Origin of the sequence: Nocardia sp. NPDC051900 (assembly GCF_044452545.1) — a bacterium.
GTDB lineage: Bacteria > Actinomycetota > Actinomycetes > Mycobacteriales > Mycobacteriaceae > Nocardia > Nocardia sichangensis.
In genome coordinates, this window is the sequence record NZ_JBITBU010000023.1 from 110764 (window position 1) to 136555 (window position 25792).

Here is a 25792-nt window from a genome sequence, read left to right on the forward strand (position 1 = left end):
CCTCAGCTTCGATCGAATTCGGCGTCGATCACGTCGTCGTCATCCGACGACGCAGCGTCTCCGCCGCCTGCCCTGTGTCCGTCTCCGCCGCCGGACTGGACCGGCGCGAGCCCGTAGAGCAGCTGCTGCAACTCGGAGGCGAGTGGCTCTACCTCGGCGGGGGGAGCATTGTCTTCCACGGCTTTCCTGGCGTCGGCGATCAGCATCTCGGCGCGTGCCTTGTCGTGCGGCGGAGCACTGTCACCGAGTTCGGCGAGTCGCCGTTCCACTTGATAGGCAACCGAATCCAGCGCGTTGCGCGCGTCGACCGCCTTTCGCAGCGCCTCATCCTCGGCCCGGTTCCGTTCGGCCTCCGCGAGCATGCGCTCGACCTCACTCTGGTCCAGGTTGCTCTGCTCGCTGATCGTGATGCTCTGCTCCTTACCGGTGTCCTTGTCGCGGGCGGTGACGTGGAGGATGCCGTTGGCGTCGATGTCGAACGTGACTTCGACTTGGGCCTCGCCACGGGGTGCGGGCCGGATGCCTTCCAGCCGGAAGCGACCGAGCACCCGGTTGTCGGCGGCCCGTTCGCGTTCGCCCTGCAGGACCACGACATCCACTGCGGGCTGATTGTCTTCCGCGGTCGCGAACACCTCACTGCGCCGGACCGGGATCGTCGTGTTGCGCTCGATGATCTTGGTCATCACCCCGCCCTGGGTCTCGACGCCGAGGGACAGCGGGGTGACATCGAGCAACAGCACATCGGAGACCTCGCCCTTGAGCACACCCGCCTGGACTGCGGCACCGAGCGCCACGACCTCGTCCGGGTTGACACTCATGTTGGGGTCCTTGCCGCCGGTGAGCCGGCGAACCAGCGCCTGCACCGCCGGAATACGTGTCGAACCACCGACCAGAATCACCTCGTCGATGTCGTTGGCGGTGACCTTGGCGTCACTCATCGCCTGCTTCACCGGGCCGAGGCAGCGTTCCACCAGATCCGCCGTCAGATCCTCGAACTTCGATCGCATGATCGTGGTGGTGAGGTGCTTGGGACCGTTCGCATCAGCGGTGACGAAGGGCAGGTTGACCTGGGCCTGTGTCACCGAGGACAGCTCGACCTTGGCTTTCTCCGCTGCCTCGAAGAGGCGCTGCAACGCCTGGGCATCCTTGCGCAGATCGATGTTCTCCGCCCGTTGGAACTCGTCGGCGAGGTAGTCCACCAGACGTCGGTCGAAGTCGTCGCCGCCGAGGTGGGAGTCGCCGGCCGTGGCACGAACCTCGACCACTCCCTCGCCGACGTCGAGCAGGCTCACATCGAAGGTGCCGCCGCCGAGGTCGAAGACCAGTACGGTCTCGTGGGTCTGCTTGTCCATGCCGTATGCCAGTGCCGCGGCGGTCGGCTCGTTGATGATCCGCAAAACCTCGAGGCCTGCGATCCGGCCGGCGTCCTTGGTGGCGTTGCGCTGTGCGTCGTTGAAGTACGCGGGAACGGTGATGACCGCTTCTTTGACCTTCTCACCGAGGAACTTGCTCGCGTCGTCGACGAGCTTGCGCAGCACGAGGGCACTGATCTCCTCCGGCGCGTACTTCTTGCCCCGCACGTCGAATCGAGCCTCGCCGTTGTCGCCCGGCACGACGTCGAAACTGACCGCTTTGGCCTCCTCGGAGACCTCGTCGTAGTGACGTCCGATGAAGCGTTTCGCGGAGTATATTGTGCCCTTCGGATTCAAGATCGCCTGCCGTCGGGCGAGCTGACCCACCAGCCGCTCCCCGCTCTCGGTGAAGGCCACCACCGACGGCGTCGTCCGCGCTCCCTCGGCATTGGAGATCACCCCCGGCTCGCCGCCTTGCCAGCTTGCGATGACCGAGTTCGTGGTGCCCAGGTCGATACCTACAGCGGTCGCCATGACTCATTCCTTTCGATCGGTCCGGCCGGTGAGCAGGCGAACGGCTTCGTCCGTGACCTCGACGTCGGCAAGGACTTCGTAGTGACGTGGTTGTAATGACTGGATTGAGGTGAAGTCGCGCCGACCGCCCCGCAGCGCGTACATGAATAGGCCGAGCAGGACGCCGACAACAGCGCCGAACACCAGCCCGTAGCAGGCGAGCACGAGGCCGGTGAGCAACGGCTGGACCCAGTCGAGTAATCCGAAGATCCAGCCGAACAGTGCGCCGTCAGCGCGCCCGCGGCGGTGCCTCGCAAAGCGGCCCAGCCGTAGTTCAATCGGCCGACGACCTGCTCGGCCAGCTCGATATCGCGTCCGACGACGGCCAGTTCGTCGACTGCTGAATGCTGGTCGGAGAGGTAGTCGACGGCGCTTTCAGCGTCGGCGTAGTCGTCGAACGTTGCCATTACCTGGCGGGCAGGTTGGTTCAGACGTATCGGCGAGGCTCCGCGATTGGACTCTGACATCACGCCCCCTGGGCGTCGATGATTCGGTGTTCGCCGAGCCTGCGTGAACCAGTTCGGCGTCTGGCCGGTCGGTCAACCGCTCGAACTCACGGACGGCTCAACCGCTGAAAGTTCTTCATCCGCCTGTAGGCGTCGACAGAACGGGAGGCGGTGGCGTCCACACCCCGGCTGGGGCATAGGAGTGCCGGAACCCGCTCGAGGCGGCCGGTGCGCGCACTCCGGGCATCAGCCACTACTTCGGTGCTTCCACGAGTAGAACTCCGATACGAAAGATCGGGACTGCTGAGCGGTGTGACAAGCTCCCAGCAGGTCGGAAGTGGAAGCCAACTACGCCACACAGTGTAGCCACGGGAGCACCGGGAGTCACGGCTCCGTGCCCGGTCGCGCCAAGAACAGCGGTCGCCTGCGCGAGGACTTCACCGACGAGGCATCGTCATCTGTTGCGCTCACCTCGTCGTTGCGCACCGAGAATCCGACAGGTTCGGCGGACTCGCGTACCAAAGTTCGCGGTCAGGTGGGTGACGCGGTTCTGTCGAGCTTGCGGGCGGGCTGTCTCCAGTCGGTGGTTCAGAGCTTGTTGGCGAGCACGTCGAGGTTGCTGATTTCGGGCGGCGCGGCGAAGAGTTCGTCGGCGCGTTCGCCGAGGGCCTTGCCGACCGGCCCATTGAGATGTGTTTCGCGGGCGGCCTGGTCTGGGAATGCGTCGATGATGCCGAACGTCGAGGGGCCGAACCGTACCGCGAGCCAGGGCTTCGTGCCGGGCTCCTGCTCGACGAGTGGCAGCGCCGATCGGAGGAATTCCACGACCGCGTTTTCCTTGCCGGGTTTGGCTTCGAGTCGGACCAGCAGCGCCTTGGTGGCCATGGCGGGTCTCCTGTTCGAGGTGGTGGACATGATCCAGCATCACATCATCGACCGGTGAAGAGAAGGAGCCGAGCCCACAAATCAATGAGACCGATCTCGACCCCCCTAGCGATCGCGGAGCCGAAAGAGGAGACTCCAGGGTGGAGAGAACGCGACGCCTGGAATGCACCCACTGCTTGTTGTTCATGACGCGAAACATGGTGGTGTGCCTTAGTTTTGGTGTGTTCTTCCGTTGCGTGCGCTGTCGCCTCGGCTGCCCGAGCAGAACCGTTCGTTCGGTCTGTCGCTCACAGTAACCGCCTGTGGCCGCCGGGCGTCGACCGGAAACGCCGCATGTCAGGAGTATCGAGATGAAAGCGCTTGTGTACGACGGGCCCCGTGAGGTTCATGTGAAGGATGTGCCCGATGCGAGGATCGAGCAGCCGACCGATGTGCTGGTAAAGATCACCAGCACCAACATATGCGGGTCGGATCTACACATGTATGAGGGCCGCACCGATCTGGAGCCCGGGATGGTCCTCGGTCACGAGAACCTGGGGATCGTCGCCGAGGTGGGCAATGCGGTGGTAAAGGTCACCTCCGGGGACCGGGTGTGCCTGCCGTTCAACATTGGTTGCGGTTTCTGCCGAAACTGCGAGGAAGGGTTGACCGCGTTCTGCCTGACGGTGCATCCGGATCCGAAGATGGCGGGCGCCGCGTATGGTTTCGCCGGGATGGGACCGTTCTGGGGCGGACAGGCCGAGTATTTGCGGGTGCCGTTCGGCGACTTCAACTGTCTGCGGCTGCCTGAGGATGCTCAGGACAAAGAAAACGACTATGTGATGCTGGCGGACATTTTCCCGACCGGTTGGCACTGCACCCGTCTAGCCGATATGCAGCCTGGCGATTCGATGGTGGTCTACGGGGCCGGCCCTGTGGGATTGATGGCGGCATATTCGGCGATGATCCAGGGCGCGAGCAAGGTGATGATAGTGGACCGGCATCCAGACCGGTTGCGCCTGGCCGAGCAGATCGGCGTCATACCGATCGACGACTCGAAGGGCGACCCGGTCGAGCAGGTGCTGGAGCAGACCAACAGGCACGGCGCCGACAAGGGTTGTGAGTGCGTCGGCTATCAGGCCCATGACCCGCAGGGAAATGAGGATTCGGCGATGACCATGAACCGGCTGGTCGATTCGGTGCGGTTCACCGGGCACATCGGCGTGGTGGGCATCTTCTTGCCACAAGACCCCGACGCGCCCGACAAGCTGGAGAAGAAGGGCAAGATCGCCTTCGACATGGGCAAGTTCTGGTTCAAGGGTCAAAAGGCCGGAACCGGGCAGGCCAACGTCAAGCACTACAACCGCCAGCTTCGTGACCTGATCCATGAAGGCAGGGCCAAACCGTCGTGGATCGTCTCTCACGAACTCCCGCTGGCTGAGGCCGAGTCCGGCTACCAGCATTTCGATGCCCGCGACGACGGATGGACCAAGGTCGTAATGCATCCGTGAGGCGGCCCGGACCGATAGGAGCGCAACGATGGCGAATGCACTGCAGGGCAAGCAGTTCGCGAAGACCGGGACAGGTGCGTCATGACAATGAACCAGACCTCGGTGTCCCTCGACGACGCGCAGCGGGTGATTGCCGCCGGGCAGGCCAAAGCCGCCGAGATCGAATCGCCGTCGAATATTGCGGTGGTCGATGCCGGCGGCAACCTCGTAGCCCATGTGCGGATGGACGGCGCATGGATCGCCAGCATCGACATCTCGATCAACAAGGCCTTCACCGCCCGAGCGCTGGACATCTCGACCGAGGACCTCGCCGCCGATGCGCGTCCGGGCGAGCAGTTCTACGGGATACATACCTCCAACGGTGGGCGCATCATGATCTTCGCCGGCGGTGTGCCGCTGCGGCGCAACGGCCAGGTCGTCGGGGCGGTCGGCGTCAGCGGCGGCACCGGAGAGCAGGACAAGGCTGTCGCCGAGGCGGCCTCGACGGCGATGTGAGCAGTGAACTACGTCGACAGGGCGCCGTCGCGGATAGCCCCGAGAGCAGGTGCCGCACCGCGAGTTTCGGCCACGGCCGGATGAGAAAGGCGTTCGATGGTGTGCCTGCGGTTCCGTCATCGGCTGCGGTCCAGCCTGTGGATCACGCCGTTGCTATGCGTGCTGGCCTCGGTCGGGCTGTCGTTCGTGACCGTGGCGATCGATCGGCAGTTCGGCGATCGGCTGATCCCGGTGACGATCACGGGCTCGGCGGACGCGGTGTCCAACATCCTCAGCACCATCGCCGCCGCGATGGTCACCCTGACCACGCTCGTACTCACGGTGACGACGGTGGCCGTCCAGCTCGCGATGGGCCAGTTCTCGCCGCGCATCGTGCGGGCGTTGCTCCAGGACCGCAGCAGCCAGCTGGCCTACGGGCTGTTCGCCTCGACGTTCATCTTCGCGATCCTCGCGATCCGCGAGGTCAACGCCGTGGGCGAGGGTACGGTGCCAGGCCTGACCGTGTCGGTGGCCTACCTGCTGATGCTGGCCAGCATCGCCACGTTGTTCCTCTACATCCACCATTCGGGAAACGCGCTGCGCGCCTCTGGCCTGATCGACCTGGTCGGCGATCATCTGCACGAGCAGCTGGACCGCAAGTACCCAGCGAAGGGGCCGCCGCACGCCCAGCCTGATGTCGTGGTCTCGCCCGAACCGGGGCTCGTTATCGACCTGGATCGTCCCGCGCTGGTCGCAGCAGCGTCCGAGGCCGGCTGCGTGATGGAGATGGTCCCCCTCATGGGCGACTTCGTACCAGCAGGCGCGCCGCTGTTCCGCGTGCACGGCGACCCCGTCCGTCTCGACCACGCCCGTGTCGCAGGCCTCGTCGTCCTCGCCGCGGAGCGGACCCACGGCGATGACCCGGCGTACGGCTTCCGCAAGCTGGTCGACATTGCCGAGCGCGGTCTGGCCCAACCGTTCACCGACCCGACCACCGCCGTGATGGTGATCGACCGACTGCACGACTGCCTGCGGCAGCTCGCCAACCGCGACTTCCCCTCCGGCCGGCACCACGACGACGGCGGCGAGGTTCGGCTCATCGAGCGCACGCTCAGCTGGGCGGGCTACGTCCGGCTCGCGTTCGACGAGCTCTGCCTCGCCGGAGCCGCCTCCCCCCAGGCATCGCGCCGGTTACGCGCCGCACTGGAAGACCTCCTGACGGTCGCACCACCCGAGCGGCACCCACCGCTCGAGCGGCAGCTCGACGTGCTCGTCGCCGCCGTACACCGCAGTTACGACGACCAGCGCGACCGACGTGCGGCGCTGGTCGCCGATCAGCAGGGCATCGGTTCGGGCGCCGACCTCGCAGCGGAGTCGGAGGCGGCGACCAAGCGCGCCCGCGCAGGAACATGATCGACGATCGCGAGTAGCTTCATCGGCCGGAGGGCGGGGAATGTCCGGCCAGGATGCGGTTCAGCTCGAAGCGTATCGGGGCTCGGGCGGCTTGCCCGCCCGCAGCGGGTAGTTCGGTGAGGATCCGCCCGGCCAATTCGCGTAGTCGCACGTTGGTGTGTTGCGAGCAGGACCGCAGCAGCGCGAACGCTTGCTGCTCGCCGATCCCGTACACCAGCATCAGCATCCCTTTGGCCTGCTCGATCACCGCGCGGCCGGCCTCGAATGCGAACCGATCGGCATCACCGGGCGGTCGGGGCTGTTCAATGTCCACACCCCAGCCCTACCCGAGCTACGGCATACAGAAAACCCCTACTCGTGATGCAGAAAAATCTGCATCGCAGGGTGTAGACATTCGGGAGGGTGGAGTGTAGTTTCTCTTTCGTTGGAGATGAGATGTCTGGTTGGCCGGGCAGGTGAACTGCACCGGAAGCAAGATCCACATCCCCTCCGGCGGAGAAGAGAATCCGGTGCAGTCGGCCGGACCGCCGGAGGGGATGACGAACTTTCGCAGACAGGTCCGGCAACTCAGGAGGTGGTGACTGAACAGCTCTTCCCAGATTCCGCGTCCCGGGCTGTTGCCGGGCGTGGTCCCCGCGGTCGGCTCTACCGCCCGACCGGCGGGATCGACGTGAAAACCCCCTCGATCCCAGGCCCCGGCGCACCACGCGCCGGGGCCTGCCGACGTTGACCCCAGAGGTGTTGTGCAGCAATCGAACGACCCCACCGATCCGACCGACCCGACCGACGCTTCCAGTGCCGCCGACCGGCTGGATGACGAGGACTACCCCGCCTACAGCATGGGTAGGGCCGCGGAAGTCCTCGGCGTCACCCCCGCCTTCCTGCGCGGCCTGGACGCCGCCGACCTGCTGACACCGCAGCGTTCACCTGGCGGGCACCGCCGCTACTCCCGCTCCCAGTTGCGGATCGCCGCGCGGGTCCGCGCGCTGGTCGATGCGGGCACACCGCTAGAGGCAGCGTGTCGCATCACCGTCCTGGAAGACCAACTCGCCCAAGCCCACGAGCTCAACGCCGAACTCACCCGGCAAGACCCGCCCGCACCGGACCCCGGCAGCTAGCTCCGATCAGCCGGGGCCGCGGGTGCCGAGCTCGGCCCACACCGTCTTGCCGCCGCCGTGATAGTCCACACCCCAGCAGGTGGCCAGCTGATCGACCAGGATCAACCCGCGCCCACCCGTGTGATCCGGTCGGCGGATCCGCGCCGGCACGGGCGAAGCATCGTCGACCTCCACACGCAACCAGCCGCCGTGGTCGGCCACCATCAACCGGCAACCACGCGGGGCGCGGGCATGCACGACAGCGTTGCCGGCCAACTCGTCACACACCTGCACCGCATCCTCCACCCCGATACCGGCGAGCGGGGCGAGCAGGCGGCGCACCGCAGCCCGCAGCTGCCCCAACGGCACCACCTCGAGATCCCACTCGACAACAGCGCCGTCGGCGCGCGCCTGATCCAGTGTCGAAATTCCCACCCTGCCCCTCCTTCCGCTCGCTCAGTACCGGCCTCCACGCGGACAGCACTACATCGGCGGCATACCCTCACCCCGCCCCGGCGAAAACACCGCATCCACGCTCACTGCGGACCGGGTGAGGTGTTGAGAATCGTTCGGTTCTCCGATACCCCGCATCGATCGGGAATGCAGAGCACGGCCTGGTCCCGCCAGCCTGCCGCACACCCGGCGTGACCGGCTGCGGTCCCGCGGTCCACATCCGAGGACAAGTCCCGCTTCGCAGGGTTGCCGAGCGGGGCGAATCGCCGGGGCAGGAATCGTCTGCGGCGGCAGGTCTCGGCGTGACGTTCAGCCGTCCGCATCCCGTAGGCCGGACCCTCTGATCACTGCGTGAGGCGAGCGAACGGCGACGGGTGTGGCATAGTGAGAGGTTGAGTACGGGCTTTTCACCAAGAATTTGCTCGGCTCACTACAGAAAAGAAGTTGTTTACAGCATGGCTCAAGGCAGTGTGAAGTGGTTCAACGGTGAAAAAGGCTTCGGCTTCATCGCTCAGGACGGAGGCGGCCCGGACGTCTTCGTGCATTACTCGGCCGTGAGCGGCTCGGGTTACAAATCCCTCGACGAGGGTCAGCGTGTCGAGTTCTCGGTGGAACAGGGCCAGAAGGGTCCTCAAGCCCAGGACGTCCGCGCCATCTGATTCCGCGCGATCGCGTTTGTTTGTGAAGAGCTTCGCACCGAGGTCGGTGCGAAGCTCTTTTCGTTGAACCTCGTTCAGCACCGTGTTTGTATCAGGTGACGGATGCTCAGCGATGATTGGGCCCGCAGGTCAGTCGATGCCTTCGATGATGCGGAAGTCGCGCTCGACGCCGTCGGGGAGGGCCACCAGCGCCTTCTGGTATGCCTCGCTCTCGTATGCCGCGACGGCCTGTTCAAAGCTGTCGAACTCGATCAGAACGACGCGTTGCGTGATTCCGGCCTCGTGGGCGACGACTCGACCGCCACGGGACAGGACGCGCCCGCCCCCAGCCTGGACAGCCGGACGGGCCAGCTTGTTGTAGGCAGTCAGCCTCCCAGGGTCGGAAATGGCGGGGTAGACGCTGACCCAGTAGCCCTTAGCCATGGAAACCTCCTGTGTTCGGCCGGACACGTCCGACTTCGAATCGACACTCAGATCGACCGATCCCGGCGACGGGTACTGCGGTCAGCCGAATCGTCATATGCGCAGGTTAGGGCTTGATGCGCGGTCGAGGGAAAGACCGGTACGCGATAGACTCAGAACGGATCGTTATCAATCGGCAGGGAGGGCATGTGGCGCCGGATACGGTGAGCCTGCGGTACTTCCTGGTGCTGGCGCAGGAGTTGAACTTCACCCGCGCGGCCACACGGATCGGGATAGCACAGCCCGCACTCAGTGCCCGGATGCGCCGATTGGAGGCGGAACTCGGTACTGCCCTGCTGGTTCGTAATACGCGTAGCGTCGTATTGACCACGGCCGGTGCGGCTTTGGCGGAGTCCGCGCCGCCCGCGCTGGCGGCGCTGGACCGGGCATGGGACATCGCCCGGAATGCGGGGGCCGGTGAACTGGGCACGCTGCGCATCGGATACAGCCTCAGCGCGGGGGCCGAGACGGCACCGGCCCTGGTGGACAGGCTCATTCGCAGCAGCCCGGGACTCGAGGTCGGCGCGGTCCCGATGGCGACGCCGGAGATCTCTCCCGCGGTCGCCGACGGCCGCATCGATGCGGGGATCACCCGCGGCGAACAGCCGGGTCGTGGCGTGCGCCGGTTCCTGCTGCGGCGTGTGCGCGTCGGGGTCCAATTGGCACAGCATCATCCGCTGGCCGAACATCCGGAGATCGAGATCGCCGATGCGGCCGAGTATCCGCTGCGACTCCCCGACCGTGCGGCCAATCCCGTGATCCACGATCAGCTGTCCGCACTGTTCCGCGAGATCCGGCCGACCCCCCGATTCCACACGCTCGCAGTCTCTTTCGACATGTCTCAGCGCGACCTACGCGACGGGCTCACCCTCGCCCCGGCCGGAGAAACCGCGGTCACGGCACAACCAGCCGGTCTCACCTGGCGACCGCTGCGGGGCGCGCCCAGTCTGACGCTCCACCTGGTCCTCCCACGCGAGCAGTCGCCGCTACACCGCCGCATCCGTGCTGTCGCCAAAACCCTGGCGCACGAGCTGAACTGGCTGCCGGACTGACGCGCATCAGGTCACGCAGAGCGCGTCCCATGCCTTCACCGCGCCGTCCCGCATGTCATCCCACCCCTCGTGATAAGCATCGGCGGCACTCCCTTCCAGGTATCGAACAACGCCTGAACCTCACGGTCCAATGCCACCGATCCCGATCTCAGCTGCTGCGCCATGTCAAGGGCATGCCTGCCGACCGCCGTCACCGCGTCGCGAACGACATTTCAGTGGTTGATCGTTTGTCGCCATGCTCTCCCCCGGCCCCAGACCATCACCCTGAACCCGCCCGCCCTTCCTGGAGCTCATCAAGTCTGGGCCTGATCGAACTGGCGCCATCGACGCGACGCCAAGCTCGTCTATCGCCCTACCGGCGGCAAACCGGCTCACAGAAAGCTGCCTCGGAGCTGCCGACGGCACGGGACGGAATCACACTGCAGTCACGCCGCGCGCTGATCCGAGCCGAAGAGGTCGGCCATTTGCTCGAGGCACGATTTCAGCTGGAGGAGAGCCGGTTTCGGTGAACAAGTCGGCGAGGCACCAGCATGCGCCTCGCAGCTGGGGTGCCGGCGCCGCCCGGCGCGCCGCCGCGCCGTCGAGTACGGAATCTCGCCGAGTACCCAGACGGCTTCGAGCAGCCGGTTGGGCTCACTCGGCGCTCGCTCGAGCGAGCGCTTCATCGGCAAGCGCTACCGCCGCCTCGACCGGCGCGTACACGGCCAGCGCGGCGACGAGGTCACGGATATCGCTGCGAATCGACGGTGCCAGCCGGGCGTGGCGGGCGACGTCGAGCTCGTTTGCGATGGTCAGGACGGCGAAATCACGGAGTTCCGTTCCTCCGATCGTCTTCGAGCCGCCGCTGAATCTGTCGGTCACGGGCAAGGGCCGTCGGCCGAGCTCGCGGTAGGTGCGCGAGCGATCGCATGCGCCGTAGAGGTATACCAGCGCCGCCGCGTCGGGGCCGATGACATGATCCAGCCGCTGGCGATCCGTGATCGGCAGCAGGGCATGCGGCAACCCATCGGTGCCGTATGACGCGTGGCAGATCGCCGCCAGCCGGGTTCGTGGCGCTGAGTTCCATTCGACCGTGAGGGCGTGCACCCGGCGAAGGTGCTCGAACAGGGTCCCGCCTGGGTGATCGATCTGTTCGGCGCCGAGCGTGCGCTGTAGCTCGAACGCGCGGCGGACGACGTCGTCGGTCCCGAGCCACTTGGTGGCGTGCGCCGAAACGATGCGCGCGAGTTCCGCAGGGGCGTCGCGAGCGACGAGGTGCCCGGCGTCCGGTACGCGGGTAACGGTGACACGCCGGTTGGTCATGCGTAGCCGGTCCACGTCGGCGTCGCCGAGCGGAGACCGTGGTCCTCCCCGCACGAGCAGGATGGGCAGGTCCGATGCCGAGATGACCGCGTGGAGTTCGGAGCGGGACGCGAGAATGTCGTCGGCGAGCTCGGTATCTCGGGCGAGGAGTCCGTGGTCGTCGAGCCAGCGCCGGGCGCGATCCGCATCGATGTCGGGGACGACGTCCACGAGCACGAGGCCGGCGACACGCCGCGCGACGGACGACTCCGCGAGGGCGGCGACGGCGGCCAACCCTCCGAGGGAGGCGCCCACCACGACGATCGGCGCCGGTTCGCGAACCACCATCTCGATCACGTCGTCGGCGATCACCCGCAATGCGGTCGCCCGCCCGGAGCTCTCGCCGTGCCCGCGCAGATCGAAGGCCACCGTCCGCAGTCCGCACTCGGTCATCCCCTCCGTGACCGGCGCCCAGACGTCGCGACGCTCTCGGCCCGCGTGAAGCAGCAGGACCGTGGGGCCCGCGCCGGTCACCGTGGCTCGAAGTGTGACGTCGGGCAGCGTGAGGGTCATGTCCGTCATCGCCGATTCACCTCCGTGCCGAATCTCTTTCTCAGCACCACGATTTCGACCATCGACATACCCTCTCCGAGTTACCTTGAGTCATCGAGGTAACGATACGCAGTGAAACCTTGGCTAGTCAAGGTACGATTCCGAGGTGACCAATTCGAGAACGCGCAGACCACCGGACGAAGCCCGTCGGTTGATCCTCGATGCCGCGGCTTCGCTGCTGGCCGAGGGAGGCGTCGCCGCTGTACAGGTGCGCGCAGTGGCAGCGCGGGTCGGCATGACCGACGCCGGCGTCTCCCACCACTTCGGCAATCGCGAGAAGCTGCTCGCCGAACTCCTTCGCCATGGTGGACGTCGGCTTCGAGCCGCGCTCCACGACGTCATCGCCGCATGGCTGGAGCACGGCACCGATGTCCTCGAGCTCGTCGAGTCGCTCGAGTCCGTGTATCGGGGCGGCTATGGCGAACTCGCGGTGGCGCTGCACGCGGCGGGTTGGCGCGACCGCGGTGGCGGCATGCTCGACCCGGTCGTCGACGCCCTGCATCGGAGTCGGCCTCCCGGAAGTTCCCTCGACGAGACGCGGCTCGCGGTCGCCGCCCTCCACCAGGCGATGGCAACCGAGCCCCTCTACGGGGTCGATTTCCGTCGGAGCGCCGGCCTCACCGGCGCGGCAGCGCAAGACTCGACCGCTCACCTGCGCTGGTGGGCCAGCCAGCTTCAACGCGCGCTCGACATCGAGCCGGCGCGCCATTGACCCGAGCGGCGGTCAACACCCCTCGGCATCAGCAGTGCACTCCGATTCCGGTGTTCCCGCGTAATGACCAGCGGCGGAGGGCCATTCGCGACGAACACACATCGCACGCGGGCGCGATAAGCGGATCAGCGCCGTGCCCGATGCGGTAAAGATCGAACCCTCAGTGTGTGGCACAGATAGTCATGCGCTGGACATCCAGTCGCGGATCGCCCGCACGGCCGCATGAGCAGCGGCCGGGTCGGAGGCCGCCAGCGCCACGGCTCCCCTCTTCCGGAGTTCGGCGCATTCGGACGTGAGTGTCGACTGTTCGGCCCGGCGGTCAGTGGGGTGGGTTTGCCGCTCGATCAGTCGCAGGGCTTCGAGTTTATCGATGATGACGGTGGCGTTGGACGGTTCGCAAAGTGGTCACCACCAGCGCCTTGTCCGGTTCCGGAGGAGACGCAAGCTTGCCGGAAGCCTTGTCGAGGAAGATCTGCTCGCGCCCGGCGACGGTAAGCGCGTCATGCGGGGCCTCGGGAGCTGATCGCGGGTGGAGATTTCGAACACGAGTCTGGCGACCCAGCCCTGGCCAGAAGCGAGAAACCTCACCCGATGAGTACGAACCGCCCATCACAGGCTATTGTTGATCAAGTGCGTGACATGTCACGCCAAGCGTCGTAGATCGCATTCGCTTCGCAACCAGCGCTTGCCGCATCCGCTCTTCTTACGGCGATCGATTTTGCCCATCGGCAATCTCGCCACTTCGTGCCCCCGGCGCGGACCCCGAAGGTCCACAGACGGCTCGGGCACCACCTGATGTCCGAAAGGCACCGCAACATCTATGAGTTCTGCTGACATCTCTTTCGCCGCGCTCGGTGTGAGCGCACCGCTGGTGAAGGCGTTGACTCGCGCCGGGATCACCGAACCTTTTCCGATCCAGACCGACACCCTGCCCGATTCGCTGGCCGGACGCGATGTGCTGGGCCGTGGCCGGACCGGCAGCGGCAAGACGCTCGCCTTCGCCATCCCGATGGTCGACCGTCTCGGCCGCGGTCTCGCCGGTAGGCGCGCACCCAGCCGCCCGACCGGCCTGGTGCTGGCGCCGACTCGGGAATTGGCCACCCAGATCACGGCCGCGCTGGAACCCCTCGCCGCGGCCTATCGCATGACGGTCACCACGATTTTCGGTGGGGTCCCGCAGAACCGGCAGGTCCGGGCGCTGCGCGCCGGTGTCGACATTGTCGTCGCCTGCCCCGGCCGGCTCGAGGATCTGATGAACCAACGTCTGATCTCCCTGGACGCCGTCGAGGTCACCGTGATCGACGAGGCCGACCACATGGCCGACCTCGGGTTCCTGCCAGGCGTGACCCGCATTCTCGCGGCCACCCCGAATGACGGTCAGCGCCTGCTGTTCTCGGCCACCCTGGATAACGGCGTCAACAAGCTGGTCAGCCGCTTCCTGCCGGATGCCGAGCTGCATTCCGTCGACGAGGCGAACTCCCCGGTCGCCGCCATGACCCATCACGTTTTCGAAACCGCGAGCGTCGAAGCCAAGCGTGAGGTCGTACACCGGCTCGCCTCGGGCTCGGGTCGGCGAATCCTGTTCATGCGCACCAAGCATCAGGCTCGCAAACTGGCCAAGCAGCTGACCCTCGCCGGAATCCCGGCCGTCGATCTGCACGGCAACCTCTCGCAGGGCGCCCGCGACCGCAACCTCGCGGTCTTCGCCGCCGGTGATGCCCTGGTGCTGGTGGCGACCGATGTGGCCGCGCGCGGCGTGCACGTCGACGGTGTCGAACTGGTCGTGCACGTTGATCCGCCCGCCGAACACAAGGCGTACCTGCACCGTTCGGGCCGTACCGCGCGGGCAGGCAACTCCGGTGAAGTGATCACCCTGGTGCTGCCCGGCGAACGACGCGACCTGGCCGACCTCATGCGCAAGGCCAAGATCACTGTGACCCCGCAACGAGTCACCGCCGATTCGCCCGTGGTGGCCGAGCTCGTCGGCACGGTTGCCCCACTCGTCGCGCCCCCCTACAGCGACCGGGCGGCACGGGAAGACGACCGCCGCAGCGGCAGCGGAGCGTACCGTAGCAGTGGCGGACCGCGCAGGGGCAGCGGCGGACCGCGCCGAGGCGGCGGCCGTCGCAACGGCGGTGCGGCGCAAGGTCAGTCGCGCGCCAAGCCGCGCGCTCACTCCGCGCGCGGAACGGTCGCATAGGGCCCGTTTTGGTCGCTCCCCCAGGCAAGCCCATGCCGAGATCGCCGCGTCGCTGAGCATGGCCAGCGGAATGCCGGGCGTCGAATGCTGGTGAACATGGCTGATGGTGCCGGTACTGGCGGGCAACCCATCGAGCGCGAGGCAGTCGCGCCTGATGGGTTGCCGTGCGATTGTGCGGCCGCGGAATCTGCAGGCGTGGCCAAGAGGGTTGGGACACGAGACCGATCCAACCCTCCGATTCCATGCGAAGCTGGATTGGCCGGACATCACCGACAGAGACGGACACTGACCGTCCGCGCCCAGCTCCGCGCGAAGTGAGGGCGAATGGTCTCCAGCACAGCGACTTCCGAGGTGCCAGACGTGCGGTCTCATCGTCGGGACTGGTAGAGGGGCTCAGAGGCAACCGAGTCGAAAGAAGGGATACGGTCCAACCGGCAGGACCACCGACGTTCGGGCCGAGGTGAACCACAGGGCCAGACCAACGGCGTTGGACACCCGAAACACAACCCGGGCCGATTCCGATAAGGCTGGCAGTTCCCGAGCTGCACACCACGCAGAATCTGCGGGACGGAACCACAGCCGACAACGCAGCGTGCAATGCCATGGCGGTGCGTCATGGCTGCACGTCACCCTTTCCGTCGACGCGGCGGCGTGCACCTGTGCTCGGACGTACACCTCTACCTCGGAAAGAGACCATGACATCACCACGGCGACACGCTGCCGCTCTCCTTTCCTGCGCGGCAGTGACGCTCGCGGCCGCCGCTTGCGGTACCGAAACCGCGTCAACACCAACCACCACAACACCGGTCACGACATCAGTCGTATCCGCTGGCCACACGACACTCCTGCCGCCGACAACCACTGCCGTACCACTGCCGCCGACCACACCGGAAACGACCATCGCCCCCACCTCGCCGCCAGCTGCGGTCACGCCTGCCCCGCCCGCGGCGGTGGTACCGACACCTCCGGCGGCGGCCGTGCCGGTGCCACCGCGACCGGCAGCTCCCAGCGTCTACTACTCCAACTGCGCCGCCGCCAAGGCCGCGGGCGCCGCGCCGCTACGGCGGGGAGAACCCGGCTACAGATCAGAGCTGGACCGCGATAAGGACGGCATCGCCTGCGAATAGGGCAAACCGACGCTGTTGGTGCTGGCGCGGCTGAGGATGGCTCTGAATAATCCGGCTTGAGACCACGGGCGGCAGTACAGAACAACCACGTCGACTTCGCCAAGGCGCCTGAGGCTTTCGGCGAGCACCTCTGGGGACGATCCTCTAGCGCCAACAGCGTGTCCGAGGTTGGACGTGTGCGGACACTTCGCCGACCGGGCATACGCGGTGGAGATCCAGTGGTCCCGCTCGACCCGACTACTGGTAGCAGTAGGAGTCGGAGGAGGCGTCGCCGCCCTGGAGGCGCACCTGGTGCACCCGCAGACCTCGAAAGTCCTCGTCGTGCGGGAAGTAGGACTCGTCGATGGTCATTCCGCCGTCGGGATCGATGCGCATCACGGCCATCCAGGCGCCAACCCCATCCGGGTAGAACTGGTCGTCCCATGCGCCATAGAGCGAGTTGGTGAGGTAGACCCGCCGACCGTTACGGCTGATCTCGACCATCTGGGGGCCGCCGGCAAGCGGCTGGTTCGGCGCGGCCGGGTGGGCGGCGCGGCCCACGATCCCGCCGAGCCGGACCGACCCGGTCTCTTTAGGGTCAGCCGGATCGCGCACGTCGAACTGTTTCAGCTCCCCGGTACCCCAGCACGAGACGTAGAGGTATGCGTCGTCGACCGACAGGTCGATGTCGGTGACCAGCGGCGGCACCGCGCCGAACGGTTTCAGTGCCGGCGGCAGCAGGTCGGGATCGGCTGGCTCGGCCGGGATGGTGATCACCTTGTCGACCGCCCACACGCCGCCATCGCGGTGCCAACGCCACACAGAGGCCGACAGATCCTCGGTCGAGATCACCACGCCGACGAACCCCCAAGCGGCGTCCGGATCGTGCGACGGACGCAGCTCGAGCGCCATCTGGTATTGCTCGCCGAGATCGATCCGCTGCTGGTGCCGACCGGCGCTGAGGTCCCAGAAGTGGATCGCGTGGCCGTACTTGTTGGCCAGCAGCAGCTCCGGGTTCAGTCCGTCCTCGATCATGGCCGGGGTGCCCCACTCGCTGCTGATCAGCGTGTTCTGGTTGAGATGCCACCAGGCGTCGTACGCCAGGTATTGCGGCCCACGGTCGGTCTCCCATTGCCGCAGCACATCGAACGTGCCGTGATCGAGCAGCGCGATTCCGCCCGGGCCGTCCGATCCGTCTGCCCCCCCGAGGCAGGTCATGAACACACCGTCCGGCCCGCAGTGCAGCGTGTGTGGACGGGAGTAGCCGGCCTTGGCCGCGAGCTCGGAGCTGTCCACGATCTTCGACAGGGTGGGCTGGCGTGGGTCGGGCTGGGTGTCGAACACGTACAGGCGCGACGAGCGCAGACCCGGCACGATCAGGTACCGCCGAGCCAGCCCCTCCATATGGTGGCCCTCGTGCTTCAGCGCGCTGCTGCAGGCGTTCCAACCGAAATGGTGCAGCTCGTTGCCCAGGTGGGGTACCTCGGTCCAGCCCACCACCCGGCCGTAGGTAGCCGAGCCCGGATCCACATCGATTACCGACAGCGCATCTGGCTTCTGTGCCGCGCGGTCGAACGCAACAACGTATGCGAGCCGCTCCGGTGGCGCGGCTGCCGCCTCCGCTGCGCTCCGATAGAAGGTCGGGTCCAAGTCTGAGTGATTCATTTCCAGCCTCCTTCATGTCGATAGGCGGAGACCCACGCACCTCGCCCGATCTGGCGGTTCCGAGGCGAGCGCGACCCGTGTGGTCGCGTGCCGTATGGCGCGGGCAGGCAATAACAGTCTCGGCCTATCGACGCAGATTCACCAGCTACCGCCGGCGCGGCGGCAGAGTGCGCGGTAGAGCGCAGTTCCGTCGAAGAGCATTAGCCGGAGAATCTGGATGCATCGTCACCGTGCGGCCCACGGATTGCCTTACCCATGTCCGGAGGGGGCTTCGAGGTCAGCCAGAGTCAGCACCTTCGGTTTGTGTCAGGCTGGTTCTGTCTGCCGGGCGATGGCGGGCAGCGCCTCGAGGCTGAAGCGGACGGCCTCGGCGCCGTATTCGAACATCTGGCGCTCGTAGTCGCCGATCGCGCCGAGGAGGTCGCGGCCGCCGGTGCGGCAGCGGCGGAGCAGGTCGGCGTCGCGCAGGGCGGTGTTGGCGCCGTAACCGCCGGTCGGTGAGGTGGCGTGGATGGCATCGCCGAGCAGCGCGACCGGACCGGGCGCCCAGCGTTCGCCGGGGTCGACCACTCGGATGGAGAGCAGGCTGCTGTTGTCCGTATCGGCCTGTTCGATCAGCACCCGCAGGTCGGGTGCCGGCCCGGCATCCTGGACAGCACGGCCTCCTGTGGGGTCGCGGTGCCGAGTGAGCCGTTCGGCGGCACGATCGTGGCCCAGCGCACGTAGTCGCGTATATCGGGCAGGGTCACATCGGGTGCCAGCGCCTCGGCCGCCCCCTTCGGCGGGGTACGGAAGCGCATCGCGCCGAGCAGGCTCACCCGTCCCCGTCAGCAGGCTCAGCGCAGAGATCGTAATTCCCGAACCGGACCCGGCCACGTGGCGCAGTCAGCTCCTCGACGTGTTCACCCAGATCCGCGACCAGTACCTGGAATACCCCGGCGTTTCGCGCGCCGCACTGGCCATGGTTCCCACCAACCTCGAGGCGCTGCGGGTCCGGGAGGGGATGTTCGCGAGCCTGCTCGCGGGCGGAATCGAACCCCTGATTGCCGCCTGGACGCACTGTCCCTCTACGTCAGCGCCTACGCCCTGGAACAGTCACTGGTCCAGCACCGGCGGAAACACCCGGAACAGGAGTGGGTAGTCAGCCGCGCGGAGCTGGTGCGCCGGTTCACCGCGCTGCCCGCCGACACGTTTCCGCAGACCCGGCGCTATGCCGCTGCCGCCGACCCCCACCAGGCGCCGTTCGGCCGCGCTGAGCCGACCCGTGATCACTCCGTGGAGTACCTGTCGCGGCAGGTACTCCACGCCAGCCCTGCCATCAATGCCACAACTCCGAAAACAACCGTGCTGTCACGGTCAACACAGTCCTCTTCGCCCGCCCTGTCCTCGACACTGACGGAACCTGCACCTGGCCAACGTATTTCAGGCGCGGCGCAGTAGTGTCACGCTATAAGCTTCCCGTCATGGTGAAGTATCTGATCAGCGGGGCGATGATCGCGGCCTTCTCCTTCGGCGCGGCTGGTACGGCGGCGGCCGATGAAACCGTTGACTACTACCCCACTCACGGAGCCTGTGTCGCGAATGGGGTGGCTAAATTCGGTCAAGAAGAGCTGGGTAAGACCTGGTTCTGCCGTCGAACTGGCAGCCAGTTCGAACTGTTTCGCCGCTGAGGGGGGGGTGGCTATCCCGCCGAATCGACAACCATCCGCGTGGTGTCGTGCAACGAGTGTCGGCGCAGTTCCGACATAGCCCGACCCGGCGCTGCCGCACCCTCCCTCAACGGGATGGCTTGCCACCCGATCTCAAAACTCCTCGTCCGCGAACCCCCGCGTCGCCACGAAACCCGAACTCCAGCACACCGACCGACCTCATCGGCAGTCCCGCCGAGCGCCAACCAAGCCTATCCGCAGCCCGAGCCGCTGCAAGATGTCTTCGTGGTCAAGCCATCGTCGTTCTTTCAGTCACAGCTTTCGCATCCAACCACTGCAGCTGTGCTGACTCATGAGGTTGGTTCCGCGATGGTGATCTCGAACGTCAACTGTCCGAAGGCGGCACCGCTCACATGCCCAGCCGCCCCTGATCCGTCCGAATCCACTCCGAGGTTCCGTCCGGGTGTCGATGGAACTCCCAGGCGGTATAGTCGCCGTCCTTCTCCACCACCTTGACGTGATCGGCGAAGCCGTCGTGATCGACGTCGGTCCACACCTGCATGGCATCGTCGCCGGTGATGGTCACGCTGTCGAGCAGACCGTCTTGGTCGATGTCCTGGGTGGGATGGTGCAGCTCGACGGCGCCGAGGCCGCCTAATTCGGAGTGCGCGTCGATATGCGGTAGATCCAGTCCCGGCAAATCACCCGACGTGACCATGGCCCCTGCTTTCTGGCGCCATGCCTTCGAAGAACTCGGCCAGCATCGGCCCAGAGTATCGAGGTCTTTGCCGCCATTCAACACCTGGTACCACTGGTCGCCGGATTCGAAGCCAACCTAGGCCACCTGCGCACCGCAAAGGAGGCATGGCCAAGGCCCGCGCCAAGGGCTGGCCGAAGACGGAATCGAATGCCTCGATGTGCCAGCGAAACTCGCCCACCGTGTGCGAATGCTTTCCACCGGGCACGGCCGCAAGAACGACGGAGCCGACGCGCTGTCGGTCGGCATCGCCGCGCTCAACAGCACGGGACTGCGATCGGTGCACACCGACGAGACGGCACAGGTGCTGCGCACGCTCACCGAGTACCGGGACGATCTGATCCGTATCCGAACCCAGACCGCCAACCCCCGTCGGCGGCCGCGGCCGGGACGCAAGCCGTTAGAAGGTCCGCCCCAGCAGGCGACAGGTGTTTGCAGAGCGACCCCGACCGCAGCCTCGAAGATCACGGCTGCGGACCACGAACTCGGCTTCGATTCAACAAGTCGGTACCTCTCTACTCATCGAGACTTGACACAGAGAGGAGCCGTTAGCGAGATAGACCCCGTTGGGATTCGAGGCCAGCTGATCGGTTATGGAGGTGACTGGTGATGTTTGCCTGGCGGTTGGGCCGGTTACTTGGGGGCGGATCCTGGTCGAGTTCGTTCCCCGCACGTGGGCCGGAGAAGTTCGATGTGTTCATGTCCTACAGCCACGACGCGGACGAGAAGCTGGCATCTGACTTGCAGCGGGCGTTGTCGCGGTTGGCCAAGCCGTGGAATCAGCCGAGGGCGATACGGGTGTTCCGTGACCGTACCGACCTGTCGGCAGCGCATGACCTGCCAGCCGAAATCGAATCCGCACTGTCGCATTCGCGGTACTTTCTGCTGCTGGCTTCGCCGACCGCTGCCAGTTCGGCATGGGTCGGGAAGGAGGTCGATTTCTGGCGACGCAACGGAACCCCGGACACGTTTCTGATCGCGATGACCGATGGTGTCATCGCATGGGGAGACGGTGATTTCGACTGGACGGTCACGACCGCGCTGCCGCGCTCGCTGCGCGGATACTTCGACGCTGAACCGCATTGGGTATCACTGGCATTCGCGCACGACGAAGACATTCGGTCATTGCGCGACAGTAGTTTCCGTAGGGCGGTCGCGTCGCTGGCGTCCCGGCCGAGGGGCGTGCCGATGGAGCAGCTCGACAGCGCCGACGTCAGTGCGCATCGGCGGTCCATGCGATGGCGGCGGACGGTGGTGGCTGGACTTGTCGTCCTGCTGGTCCTGTCGATCGTTGCGGGTGTTGGGTTTCTACTGCAGCGCAACGAGGCTCGCAAACAGCGTGACATAGCGATAGCTCGCGGACTGATCGACTCGAGCGAAGATTTGGCCGAGTCCGACCCATACGGAGCCAGATTCGACAGCCTGGCCGCGTGGCGGATAGATCCCCGCCCGGGAGCCCGCCATGCCATGCTGGTCGCCGCACGCAATCCCGGAACGGGGGTGTTGACGAGCCCAAACATGACCGGAGTGATCTCGATGGCGTTCAGCCCTGACGGAAGGACTCTCGCCACAGGGAGCCGCGAGGGCACTATCCGGTTTTGGGATACGAGTACGCAGTCCCCGATCGGCGAACCTCTCACCGGCCACACTGATCAGGTGCCCTCCCTGGCATTCAGTCCGGACGGAAGGACCCTTGCCACCGGCAGCGGGGACTACACCGTGCGGCTCTGGGATATCGCGACCCGTCGGCCGATCGGAGAGCCACTGACCGGCCACACCAATACCGTAGCCTCGGTGACGTTCAGCCCGGACGGGAAAACCCTCGCCACCAGCGGTGGCGACCGCACTATCCGGCTATGGGACATGGCCACTCACCGACTCATCGGCGCCCCGTTCACCCTCTACACAGAGCACGGAACCATCCAGATGGTCTCGACTGTCGCGTGGAGCCCGGATGGGAAGACCCTCGCTGCGAGCGGTCCTGACGGCACGGTCCGGCTGTGGGACATGGACCAGCATCGGCAGATCGGTGCCCCGCTCACCGGCCACAGCATGACGGTCGTCTCACTGAAGTTCAGCCCGGACGGGAAAACACTCGCCACCGGCAGCCAGGACAACTCCGCGCGGCTCTGGGATGCCACCACCCACGAGCAACTCGGCACGGCCTTGAAAGGTCACACCAACGATGTGTGGTCCGTAGCGTTCAGCCCGGACGGGAAAACACTCGCCACCGGCAGTGCCGACCGCACGGCTCGGCTGTGGGATACCACCACCCACCAGCAGATCGGTGCGCCCCTCACCGGCCATACCGACGCGATATGGTCGCTGGCGTTCAGCCCGGACGGCAAGTTCCTCGCCACCGGCAGCTGGGACCACACGATACGAACTTGGCAGGTAACGGGTGACCAGCCGACCAGCACTCTGCTCACCGCCCAGACCGATCGGGTCGAGTCAGTGGCGTTGAGCCTCGACGGCAAAACTCTCGCCACCGGCAGCGGGGACACCGTGCGCCTGTGGGACGTGACGACACACCAACCTATCGGCGACACCCTCACCGGGCACACCAGTGCGATCTGGTCAGTGACGTTCAGCCCGGACGGGAAATCTCTCGCCGCTGGCAGCGGCGACGGCACGGTACGGCTATGGGACGTGGCCACCCATCGGTCCATCGGCGACCCCCTCGTCAGCCAAGACGGCGCAATGTACGAGGTGGCGTTCAGCTCGGACGGAAAGACCCTCGCCACCGGCAGCAGTCACGGCACGGTACGGCTATGGGACGTGGCCACCCATCGGTCCATCGGCGACCCCCTCGTCAGCCAAGACGGCGTGGTCCGCTCTGTGGTCTTCAGCCCGGATGGCAAAACTCTCGCCATCAGCACCAACCCCGGAACGACTCAACTCTGGAACGTGACCCACGACCAGCTCACTCTGGACATCGACACACAACTCGGTGGCGACTCGGTAGCGTTCAGCCCGGACGGCAAGACTCTCGCCGTCAGTATCGGCGGCGGAACCATCCGGTTGTGGGACATCGCCGAGCACCGTGAAACCGGTAATTCGCTCATCGGGCATACCGCTGTGGTGTACTCGATGGCATTCAGCCCGGACGGGAAAACCCTCGCCACCGGCAGCGCCGACCGCACGACCCGGCTGTGGGATATCACCACCCACCAACCGATCGGCGGCCCCCTCACTCGCCACGCAGACCAAGTCCGCTCCGTGGCTTTCAGCCCGGACGGTAGAAACCTAGCCACGGGGGGCGACGATCACACAGTCCGGTTGTGGGATATCGGCTTCACGATCGACCCCGTGTCCGCACTCTGTGAATGGGCCAACGGCACCTTCGCACAGGATCGATGGATGCAGTACGTGCCAAAGGGCCCGAAGTACAGGAGACTTTGCCCATAGCCTCCCCGGTCCTGCGGCACGGCACTATCGAAGCCTCCCCCACCCTCTCACGCCGACAACTGCTGATACCGCGCAGCGGAATCAGCGTCGGCGACCTGCTGACTCCAGTAGCGGCACCGTCTACCGCCCGGATACGACGCGGTCGCTCCTATGTCTGTCGCCCGAATCCTGCATCCGGCTCCCGGAAGTGGCGATGCGGCCGAATCGTCGAAACGCTGCGCCAGTGGGGCGCCCACTCCCCGATCGTGGACGTGCAGCTGCAGAGGGCCTGGTAGAGGTCTGTCTTGTCGGATCGGGCAGCTGCTTCACGACGTCGGCATGTTCAAGGTACGTCCCTGAATCGGCATCGGATGGCTTGATCTTGCCGTGGGGCCCGCGGGCCGATCAGGCCGGTGTCTCGTCTTCCGCCGAGATGGCCGTTGTTGGGGTGGACAATGGGAAGATGCACCCGCACGGGACGCTGCCCGGCTCGCGGAAGGGTCTGAGTAGAGCTGAACTGCTGGCCGCGATATCGCTTGCGATCGACCTCGGTCTGGGTCAGCCGATGGAACACATGCTTCGGTCGTCCTTGATCGCGACACGGATCGCCGAGCGGATGGGGCTCGACCTCCAACAGCGAGCGACCGTGTACTACGCCAATCTGGTCGGGTGGATCGGTTGTCACGCCGATTCCCACGAACTCTCCGCGCTCTTCGGCGACGACATCGCCTTCCGGGCCGACACCTACACGGTGGACATGACCGGCCTGCCGTTTCTGCGGCTGATGATGAGTCATGTTGGACGCGGATTGCCAGGCTGGGAGCGCGGCCTCCGTGCCACCACCTTTCTGGTCGCGGCTCGCGGCCAGGTCGCCACACTGATCCAGTCGCATTGCAGTTCCGCCCGGATTCTCTCCGATCGGATGGGCTTGGACGGGCAGGTCGGAAAGGCGCTGGCCTATGTCTTCGAACGCTGGGACGGCCGGGGATTGCCCAACGGTTCTCGCGGCGAGGATATCCCCGTCGAGATCCACATCGCTCACGTCGCAGACGTCATCGAGGTACACCTGCGGACGGGTGGGCTCGAGCACGCGAAGGATGTGCTCCGTTCTCGGCGCGGCAGTCAGTTCAGCCCAGCCGTGGCGGCGGTGTTCGATCGTGACGCGGCGGCGATCGTGGACGGGTTACTCCAAATCGACGTATGGACCCACGCGTTGGCCCAAGCACCGGATCGTGACCGAACCCTGACGGCCGAGGAGAGCGACCAGTTACTCGAGGCTATGGCTGATTTCGTCGATCTCAAATCTCCGTTCACACTGGGGCATTCGCGTGGCGTCGCGAATCTGGTGGCCGCGGCAGCCCGACACCTGGGCATGTCGCCGTCGGACATCACGCTTCTCTATCGCGCCGGCCTAGTGCACGGTCTCGGCAAAATGGGAGTGTCCAATCAGATCTGGGAGAAGAAGGGGCCGCTCACTACGGCTGAATGGGAGCGGGTACGGATGTATCCAGATCTGACCGGCCGGATACTGAGCCGAGTTAACGGCTTGGAGTCGGTGGTGCCCGTCGCGATGAAGCACCGGGAACGGATCGACGGGTCCGGCTTCCCCCGGGGGATCGCCGGCGCGGAGTTGACCGCCCAGGACCGGCTGCTTGCCACGGCGGAGGCATATCAGGGACTGCTAGAGCCGCGGCCCGACCGGCCGCCGCTCGATCCTCGCGACGCTGCCGATCATTTACACAAGGAGGCACGTGCCGGACGCTTCGACGCCGAATCGGCTGCGGCCGTGCTTGCGGTGGCCGGTCCGCGGATATCGCGGCGGACGCCCTGGCCGGCCGGGCTGACCGACCGCGAGGTGCAGATTCTGCGACTCGTCGCGCAGGGCCGGTCGAACCGAGAAATCGCCGCCGAACTGTTCATCGCCGAGAAAACGGCACGGAACCACGTCGAACGCGTCTATACCAAGCTCGGTGTCAACAACCGCACGCAGGCCAGTCTCGCCGCGATCGATCGGGGTCTGGCTGGCTTCCCGGTCAATGCGGCCGTGGGAGATTGAAGCAGTCGGGA

23 protein-coding genes and 2 pseudogenes are annotated in these 25792 nt (G+C 66.0%); 13 read left to right on the forward strand and 12 right to left on the reverse strand.

What is annotated here, in order from left to right:
* Positions 1–2: 2 nt before the first annotated feature.
* The 3 genes and pseudogenes from dnaK to ACIA5H_RS31765 all read right to left on the reverse strand — a co-directional run bounded on the left by dnaK (position 3) and on the right by ACIA5H_RS31765 (position 3256).
* Positions 3–1886, reverse strand: coding sequence for a molecular chaperone DnaK (gene dnaK / locus ACIA5H_RS31755; protein ID WP_397079436.1), 1884 nt, complete (start codon positions 1884–1886; stop codon positions 3–5).
* 3 nt (positions 1887–1889) lie between these two features.
* Positions 1890–2392 (reverse strand): annotated as a pseudogene (locus tag ACIA5H_RS31760) (general stress protein).
* Positions 2393–2959: 567 nt separating this feature from the next.
* Positions 2960–3256: an antibiotic biosynthesis monooxygenase gene (locus ACIA5H_RS31765; RefSeq protein ID WP_355078074.1), complete on the reverse strand. Its 297-nt coding sequence runs from the start codon at positions 3254–3256 to the stop codon at positions 2960–2962.
* 350 nt (positions 3257–3606) lie between these two features.
* On the opposite strand from ACIA5H_RS31765, the gene ACIA5H_RS31770 reads away from it, so the two are divergent.
* The 3 genes from ACIA5H_RS31770 to ACIA5H_RS31780 all read left to right on the forward strand — a co-directional run bounded on the left by ACIA5H_RS31770 (position 3607) and on the right by ACIA5H_RS31780 (position 6633).
* Positions 3607–4746, forward strand: coding sequence for a glutathione-independent formaldehyde dehydrogenase (locus ACIA5H_RS31770; RefSeq protein WP_397079438.1), 1140 nt, complete (start codon positions 3607–3609; stop codon positions 4744–4746).
* A gap of 81 nt (positions 4747–4827) precedes the next feature.
* Entirely contained in the window at positions 4828–5241 is a 414-nt protein-coding gene (locus tag ACIA5H_RS31775; protein WP_379252332.1) for a heme-binding protein, read from the forward strand.
* A gap of 96 nt (positions 5242–5337) precedes the next feature.
* The gene (locus ACIA5H_RS31780) at positions 5338–6633 is read left to right on the forward strand and encodes a DUF2254 domain-containing protein (RefSeq protein ID WP_397079441.1); all 1296 of its coding nucleotides are present in this window, start codon (positions 5338–5340) and stop codon (positions 6631–6633) included.
* Between the two features lie 19 nt (positions 6634–6652).
* Here the strand turns inward: ACIA5H_RS31780 and ACIA5H_RS31785 are convergent, their stop codons facing one another.
* Complete coding sequence (locus ACIA5H_RS31785; RefSeq protein ID WP_379252330.1) at positions 6653–6946, reverse strand: ANTAR domain-containing protein; 294 nt, start codon at positions 6944–6946, stop codon at positions 6653–6655.
* 430 nt (positions 6947–7376) lie between these two features.
* Here ACIA5H_RS31785 and ACIA5H_RS31790 point away from each other — a divergent pair, with 430 nt between their 5' ends.
* Entirely contained in the window at positions 7377–7751 is a 375-nt protein-coding gene (locus tag ACIA5H_RS31790) for a MerR family transcriptional regulator (protein WP_379252329.1), read from the forward strand.
* A 6-nt stretch (positions 7752–7757) separates the two neighbouring features.
* On the opposite strand, the gene ACIA5H_RS31795 is transcribed toward ACIA5H_RS31790, so the two are convergent.
* The gene (locus ACIA5H_RS31795) at positions 7758–8165 is read right to left on the reverse strand and encodes an ATP-binding protein (protein ID WP_379252328.1); all 408 of its coding nucleotides are present in this window, start codon (positions 8163–8165) and stop codon (positions 7758–7760) included.
* Positions 8166–8638: 473 nt separating this feature from the next.
* On the opposite strand from ACIA5H_RS31795, the gene ACIA5H_RS31800 reads away from it, so the two are divergent.
* Positions 8639–8842, forward strand: coding sequence for a cold-shock protein (locus ACIA5H_RS31800; protein ID WP_067806012.1), 204 nt, complete (start codon positions 8639–8641; stop codon positions 8840–8842).
* 129 nt (positions 8843–8971) lie between these two features.
* Here the strand turns inward: ACIA5H_RS31800 and ACIA5H_RS31805 are convergent, their stop codons facing one another.
* A complete protein-coding gene (locus ACIA5H_RS31805; protein ID WP_379252327.1) occupies positions 8972–9265 on the reverse strand; it encodes a DUF1330 domain-containing protein in 294 nt (97 codons plus the stop codon).
* Positions 9266–9453: 188 nt separating this feature from the next.
* Here ACIA5H_RS31805 and ACIA5H_RS31810 point away from each other — a divergent pair, with 188 nt between their 5' ends.
* Positions 9454–10356: a LysR family transcriptional regulator gene (locus tag ACIA5H_RS31810; protein ID WP_379252326.1), complete on the forward strand. Its 903-nt coding sequence runs from the start codon at positions 9454–9456 to the stop codon at positions 10354–10356.
* 633 nt (positions 10357–10989) lie between these two features.
* On the opposite strand, the gene ACIA5H_RS31815 is transcribed toward ACIA5H_RS31810, so the two are convergent.
* Positions 10990–12219 (reverse strand): alpha/beta fold hydrolase, encoded by a 1230-nt coding sequence (locus tag ACIA5H_RS31815; protein ID WP_397079447.1) that lies wholly within the window; start codon positions 12217–12219, stop codon positions 10990–10992.
* A gap of 181 nt (positions 12220–12400) precedes the next feature.
* Here ACIA5H_RS31815 and ACIA5H_RS31820 point away from each other — a divergent pair, with 181 nt between their 5' ends.
* On the forward strand, positions 12401–12961 hold the full coding sequence (locus tag ACIA5H_RS31820) for a TetR family transcriptional regulator (RefSeq protein ID WP_379252323.1): 561 nt from the start codon (positions 12401–12403) through the stop codon (positions 12959–12961).
* A gap of 180 nt (positions 12962–13141) precedes the next feature.
* Here the strand turns inward: ACIA5H_RS31820 and ACIA5H_RS31825 are convergent.
* Positions 13142–13348, reverse strand: a pseudogene (locus ACIA5H_RS31825) (MarR family transcriptional regulator); the annotation flags it as partial.
* 433 nt (positions 13349–13781) lie between these two features.
* On the opposite strand from ACIA5H_RS31825, the gene ACIA5H_RS31830 reads away from it, so the two are divergent.
* Together ACIA5H_RS31830 and ACIA5H_RS31835 are read left to right on the forward strand one after the other, a co-directional pair.
* Positions 13782–15161, forward strand: coding sequence for a DEAD/DEAH box helicase (locus tag ACIA5H_RS31830; protein ID WP_397079451.1), 1380 nt, complete (start codon positions 13782–13784; stop codon positions 15159–15161).
* Between the two features lie 695 nt (positions 15162–15856).
* A complete protein-coding gene (locus ACIA5H_RS31835; RefSeq protein ID WP_397079453.1) occupies positions 15857–16288 on the forward strand; it encodes an excalibur calcium-binding domain-containing protein in 432 nt (143 codons plus the stop codon).
* A 237-nt stretch (positions 16289–16525) separates the two neighbouring features.
* Here ACIA5H_RS31835 and ACIA5H_RS31840 read toward each other — a convergent pair whose 3' ends face one another.
* From ACIA5H_RS31840 to ACIA5H_RS31850, 3 genes are all read right to left on the reverse strand, one after another.
* Entirely contained in the window at positions 16526–17932 is a 1407-nt protein-coding gene (locus tag ACIA5H_RS31840) for a selenium-binding protein SBP56-related protein (protein ID WP_397079456.1), read from the reverse strand.
* Between the two features lie 306 nt (positions 17933–18238).
* Entirely contained in the window at positions 18239–18553 is a 315-nt protein-coding gene (locus ACIA5H_RS31845; RefSeq protein WP_397079458.1) for an FAD-dependent oxidoreductase, read from the reverse strand.
* Entirely contained in the window at positions 18547–18750 is a 204-nt protein-coding gene (locus ACIA5H_RS31850) for a hypothetical protein (protein ID WP_397079461.1), read from the reverse strand. Before ACIA5H_RS31850 ends, ACIA5H_RS31845 begins: the two co-directional genes overlap by 7 nt.
* A gap of 645 nt (positions 18751–19395) precedes the next feature.
* Here ACIA5H_RS31850 and ACIA5H_RS31855 point away from each other — a divergent pair.
* Positions 19396–19602 (forward strand): hypothetical protein, encoded by a 207-nt coding sequence (locus tag ACIA5H_RS31855; protein WP_397079463.1) that lies wholly within the window; start codon positions 19396–19398, stop codon positions 19600–19602.
* A gap of 388 nt (positions 19603–19990) precedes the next feature.
* Here ACIA5H_RS31855 and ACIA5H_RS31860 read toward each other — a convergent pair whose 3' ends face one another.
* Positions 19991–20299, reverse strand: a complete 309-nt coding sequence (locus tag ACIA5H_RS31860) for a DUF6802 family protein (RefSeq protein WP_379252315.1) — start codon at positions 20297–20299, stop codon at positions 19991–19993.
* Between the two features lie 169 nt (positions 20300–20468).
* Between ACIA5H_RS31860 and ACIA5H_RS31865 the strand changes: the two genes are divergently transcribed.
* From ACIA5H_RS31865 to ACIA5H_RS31875, 3 genes are all read left to right on the forward strand, one after another.
* On the forward strand, positions 20469–20948 hold the full coding sequence (locus tag ACIA5H_RS31865; RefSeq protein ID WP_397079487.1) for a transposase: 480 nt from the start codon (positions 20469–20471) through the stop codon (positions 20946–20948).
* Positions 20949–21037: 89 nt separating this feature from the next.
* Positions 21038–23746 (forward strand): TIR domain-containing protein, encoded by a 2709-nt coding sequence (locus ACIA5H_RS31870; protein WP_397079466.1) that lies wholly within the window; start codon positions 21038–21040, stop codon positions 23744–23746.
* 442 nt (positions 23747–24188) lie between these two features.
* Entirely contained in the window at positions 24189–25781 is a 1593-nt protein-coding gene (locus ACIA5H_RS31875) for an HD domain-containing phosphohydrolase (protein ID WP_397079489.1), read from the forward strand.
* Positions 25782–25792 lie beyond the last annotated feature (11 nt).